Source organism: Burkholderia sp. Bp8963 (assembly GCF_003854275.1).
In the GTDB taxonomy this organism is placed as follows: Bacteria; Pseudomonadota; Gammaproteobacteria; order Burkholderiales; family Burkholderiaceae; genus Burkholderia.
The window spans coordinates 1-571 of the sequence record NZ_QTQP01000180.1 but is presented as its reverse complement, the minus strand read 5'-3'; the positions used below and the strand labels follow the sequence as shown (position 1 = coordinate 571).

At 65.1% G+C, this 571-nt stretch carries 1 protein-coding gene; it reads left to right on the top strand.

Annotated features, from left to right (window positions below; translation table 11 throughout):
- The coding region (locus tag DID96_RS37935) for an alginate export family protein (RefSeq protein ID WP_185732514.1) at positions 1-571 on the top strand (571 nt) is incomplete at both ends.

The window sequence follows — 571 nt, the reverse complement described above, 5'->3', positions numbered from 1 at the left end:
TCCAGCGCATCGAGGTTCACGCAGACGCGCATCTCGGCGAGCACTGGCAGTTCTTCGCGCAGCTCGCGGATGCGCGCGCGTTCGGCAAGAACACGGTGACACCGGTCGACAAGAACCTGCTCGATCTCGAGCAGGCGTTCGTAACCTATACGGGCGGGCTCGGCGGCGGCACGTTCAAGTTTCGCGTCGGCCGGCAGCAGATGGCGTTCGACCTGCAGCGCTTCATCTCGGTGCGCGACGGCCCGAACGTGCGCCAGTCGTACGACGCGGTCTGGGTCGACTACGAGTACCAGAAATGGCGCTTCATCGCGTACGCGACACAACCGGTGCAGAACCGCAACCAGTCCACGTTCGACGACGTGTCGAACCGCGATCTCACGTTCAGCGGCGTGCGCTTCGAGCGGCAGTCGGTCGGGCCCGGCGACCTGTCCGGCTACTGGTCGCGTTACAACCGCAACAACGCGCGTTTCATCGATGCGAGCGGCCCCGAGCATCGCGACGTGTGGGACCTGCGCTATTCCGGCACGCGCGGCCGCTTCGATTGGGATATCGAAGCGATGCTGCAGACGGG